This window comes from Treponema sp. UBA753 (assembly GCF_002297325.1).
Taxonomy (GTDB): domain Bacteria; phylum Spirochaetota; class Spirochaetia; order Treponematales; family Treponemataceae; genus Treponema_D.
On sequence record NZ_DBKJ01000017.1, the window covers coordinates 1 to 3,557 of the forward strand.

The following is a 3,557-nucleotide window of genomic DNA, read 5'->3' on the forward strand; positions in this document are numbered from 1 at the left end:
TAAAATGTGAGATTTTGCTGACACAAAACTTGTTTATTTAACGTGTGCGCTCTCGCGCACGACCTAACGCTATCACGTTAGGCTATGGAGCACTGGCGAAGGCTGTTTTGACAGCCGAAACCAAAGACCGCAGCCGTGCGATTTGCACGGCGAGGACTTAGAGCGTGAGCGAAGTGCGGAACAGCCGACCCGAACGCAGTGAGGGGAACGCCTGAAAAAAAAGATACTAAAGAAAGTTCAGTATGACATAAGGAGCAAAAACACAATGAACCTGACCAAACTTCTAAAATCAATTTTTGAGTACGACCCGGACGGACCTAATATTCATCACCTGATGGCGGTGCATGGCTACAGCCGGCTTATCGCGCAGATGGAAAACGTGGACGAGCATACGCTTTTTATAACGGAAGTCGCGGCGTATCTTCACGACATCGGCGTAAAGGCGAGCAAGGAAAAATATGGAAACAGCCAGCCTCAGCATCAGGAGACGGAAGGTCCTGCAATTGCGAAAAAACTTCTTGAGCCGCTTTCTCTTCCTGCAGCCGATGTTGAGCGGATTTGCTTTATAATCGGCCATCACCACACGTACAAGGCGATTGACGGACTTGACTTTCAGATCCTTGTTGAGGCGGACTTTATCGTGAACGTTATGGAAGGCTACTGCAAGCGCGAGTCTGTTCCGGCGATGAAGGCGAACGTGTTCAAGACCGCAAGCGGAAAATATCTTCTGGAGCAGATGTTTGAAAAGTCGGCACGATAAATAAAATTAACGGCTGCACTTTGTTCTGTCATGTAGAAAAAATAAAAAATTCTGCTGCGACATTATATGTCGGTTTGATGTTGTATGATTCTAGGAAATATAATTCGGTTTTTACGGAGTTTTTATGGGTGATAGAATCGGAAGCGAAAAAGAAGTTATTCTGGTTTACGGAAATGATTTAAGAAATTGCGGAGACTCGGAATTTTATAAATATCTGCGTAAAAATTATAGAAATGTTTCCACAAAAGGCATTTTCAGTTCCTGTCCCTGGGTTTACATTAATCTGAAGGAGAAGACGTTTTTTTCAGGAATTCCGGGAATAAAAATAACGGAAGTTTTTCACGGGCATGCCGTAACAGTCGATGAGTTTTTTACGATTGAAAAGATTTATGAGGAATTAAAAGGCAAATTCTGCAGAAACAGGAAAGTCAAGGATATTTATTCAAAATACAAAGGAAAGGATGTGTTTGTTTTCAACAAGGAAAGATTTGACTGTGATGAAGGCGCGGAGGTTGCGTGCCAGCTGATAAAAGAGCGGGAATTGCATGAACAGCTTGAAAAAGAAAAAGTTTTCTGTTTTATAGAACTAGACAAAGAAAAAATATTGCAAAGAGAATTTATTTTGCTGAAATCAGAAGAGACCCAATGCTTGCTTCCCTCATCTGGAATTTACGACGGAATGCTGCAGCAGCAAAGTATTCCTGGCGATGAGTATTGCAAATGTAAAGTGGAGTTTACCGATACGGAAATAATCATACGAACTGACGGATATACAAACGGCCCTGATTATCTTGAGAATTTAAAGATTTACAGGCATAATTAAGCAAGTTTTGGAAAAGTGGCTATGATATAAATATCACGAGCTGTAGAAAATGATTTATTATGGAAGAAAATTCTCAAGAATTTTGCTCGCTTATTAAAGACGAGGAGGAGAGGATTTCCGGGAATTTCGGCGTCTTGTAGTTTTTCCTGTTTGTTATTTCCAGCTGAAAATGCGCTTTAGCAAAATCCTGTCCGCTGTTTTTTCTTGACATGAACCTTTGTGAATTATACTATTTACCAAGAAACTTGCAGTGCATTTTTTTTTATGGAGGAAAAATGAAAAAGATTCTTACAGTTGCGGTCAGTGTTCTGCTTATTGCCACATCAGCGTTTGCCGCCGGAAAAAAGAAGGATTCAAAGAAATCGAATCTAAGGGTCGGAATGGTTACGGACTCAGGAACAATCGACGACAAGTCTTTCAATCAGGGAACTTGGGAAGGAATTTTGCGCGCCCAGAAGGACATGGGAATAAAGACAAAGTACCTCAAGCCTGCCGGAACAACAGAGGCGGATTATCTCAAGGAAATCGGAAACCTTGCGGATGCCGGCTATCAGATGATTATCTGTCCGGGATTCAAATTCGAGACGGCCGTTTATGCTGCTCAGAAAAAATATCCGAACGTTCTTTTTGTCATTCTTGACGGAAAGCCTCACACGGCGGACTACAGCACTTTCGAGACTGCGAAGAACACTGTCGCCGTCTCTTGGCTTGAGCAGGAGTCAGGATTTGTCGCAGGAGTTGCAGCTGCGGTTCAGATTAAGGAAGGAAAATTTGGATTTATTGGCGGAATGGAAATTCCTGCGGTTCAGAAATTCAACTGGGGATGGCAGCAGGGAATCGCCTATGCGAACGCCAACTACGGAACAAAGATTTCAATTGATGCGGAGAACGTCGTCTATCAGGGAACATTCTCTGACGTTGCTGCAGGACAGCAGCTTGCGGCCTCAATGTACGACAAGGGCGTTAAGGTTGTGTTCGCGGCTGCAGGCGGTGTAGGAGTCGGAGTCATCAACGAGGCAAAGACACGCCGCTCGACAGGAAAGGATGTGTGGATGGTCGGAGTTGACGTTGACCAGTACAATGATGGAATCTACGCCAAGGGAAAAAGCGCGGTTCTCACTTCCGCACAGAAATTCCTTGACCGCGCGTCCTACGATATGATTGAGGCCCAGCTTGCAGGAAAATTCCCGGGCGGACAGGAGCTTGAGCTTTCTGCGGCGAACGACGGAATCGGAATTCCTGTTAAGAATCCTAACCTTTCCGCGGACGCGCAGAAAAAGGCTGACGAGGTTCTTGCCCTCATAAAATCAGGCAAAATCAAAGTCGCGGCTTCAGGTGACGGACTCATAAAATAAGTTCAGAATTTCATCTTGAAAAAGGCCTCCGGCGTAAAAACCGGGGGCTTGTTTTTTTTATTGAGATTTGCTGTTTCATATTTGATAATTGTCATGGGGCTGTCCCAAAAGTATCTTTTTTGTCATTTTCGGGCTTGACCCGGAAATCTGTTGCTCAAGGTGCTCCGGTCAAGCCGGAGTATAACATGGGTGCGAGTCTGGGGCTTATTTTTTTTGCACGGAATCCGTTTGCTGTGATATAATTTCGTATTGAGATTGGAGTAAAAATGGGCGCAGACAATTATGTGATTGAGATGCTCAATATCAGGAAGGAGTTTCCGGGTATTGTTGCGAATGACGATATTACGCTTCAGGTGCGGGACGGAGAGGTCCATGCGATTCTGGGCGAGAACGGAGCCGGAAAATCCACGCTTATGAGCATTTTGTTCGGGCTTTATCATGCGGACAGGGGAACTATAAAAATCCGCGGAAAGGAAGTTTCCATAAAAAATCCGAATGACGCGGCTCGTCTTGGAATTGGAATGGTTCACCAGCATTTTCAGCTTGTGGCTAATTTTACGGTTACGGAGAACATCACTCTCGGAAAGGAAGGCGGATTTGTTCTGCACAGAAAGGAAGC

Annotated in this window: 4 protein-coding genes; all 4 read left to right on the top strand. The window is 44.3% G+C overall.

Translation table 11 applies throughout. The features are described from left to right. Positions 1 to 265: 265 nt before the first annotated feature. A complete protein-coding gene (locus tag B4C08_RS01045) occupies positions 266 to 760 on the top strand; it encodes an HD domain-containing protein (protein ID WP_296662200.1) in 495 nt (164 codons plus the stop codon). 124 nt (positions 761 to 884) lie between these two features. Next, positions 885 to 1,583, top strand: a complete 699-nt coding sequence (locus B4C08_RS01050; protein ID WP_296662201.1) for a hypothetical protein — start codon at positions 885 to 887, stop codon at positions 1,581 to 1,583. Positions 1,584 to 1,858: 275 nt separating this feature from the next. Further along, positions 1,859 to 2,938, top strand: coding sequence for a BMP family lipoprotein (locus B4C08_RS01055; protein WP_296662202.1), 1,080 nt, complete (start codon positions 1,859 to 1,861; stop codon positions 2,936 to 2,938). Positions 2,939 to 3,204: 266 nt separating this feature from the next. Beyond that, on the top strand, positions 3,205 to 3,557 hold a 353-nt coding region (locus tag B4C08_RS01060; RefSeq protein WP_296662203.1), incomplete at its 3' end, for an ATP-binding cassette domain-containing protein.

What these genes read in the sequence shown, in the direction of transcription:
- B4C08_RS01045 (WP_296662200.1), top strand. Translation starts at nt 266, where the DNA reads ATGAACCTGACCAAACTTCTAAAATCAATTTTTGAGTACGACCCGGAC.
- B4C08_RS01050 (WP_296662201.1), top strand. Translation starts at nt 885, where the DNA reads ATGGGTGATAGAATCGGAAGCGAAAAAGAAGTTATTCTGGTTTACGGA.
- B4C08_RS01055 (WP_296662202.1), top strand. Translation starts at nt 1,859, where the DNA reads ATGAAAAAGATTCTTACAGTTGCGGTCAGTGTTCTGCTTATTGCCACA.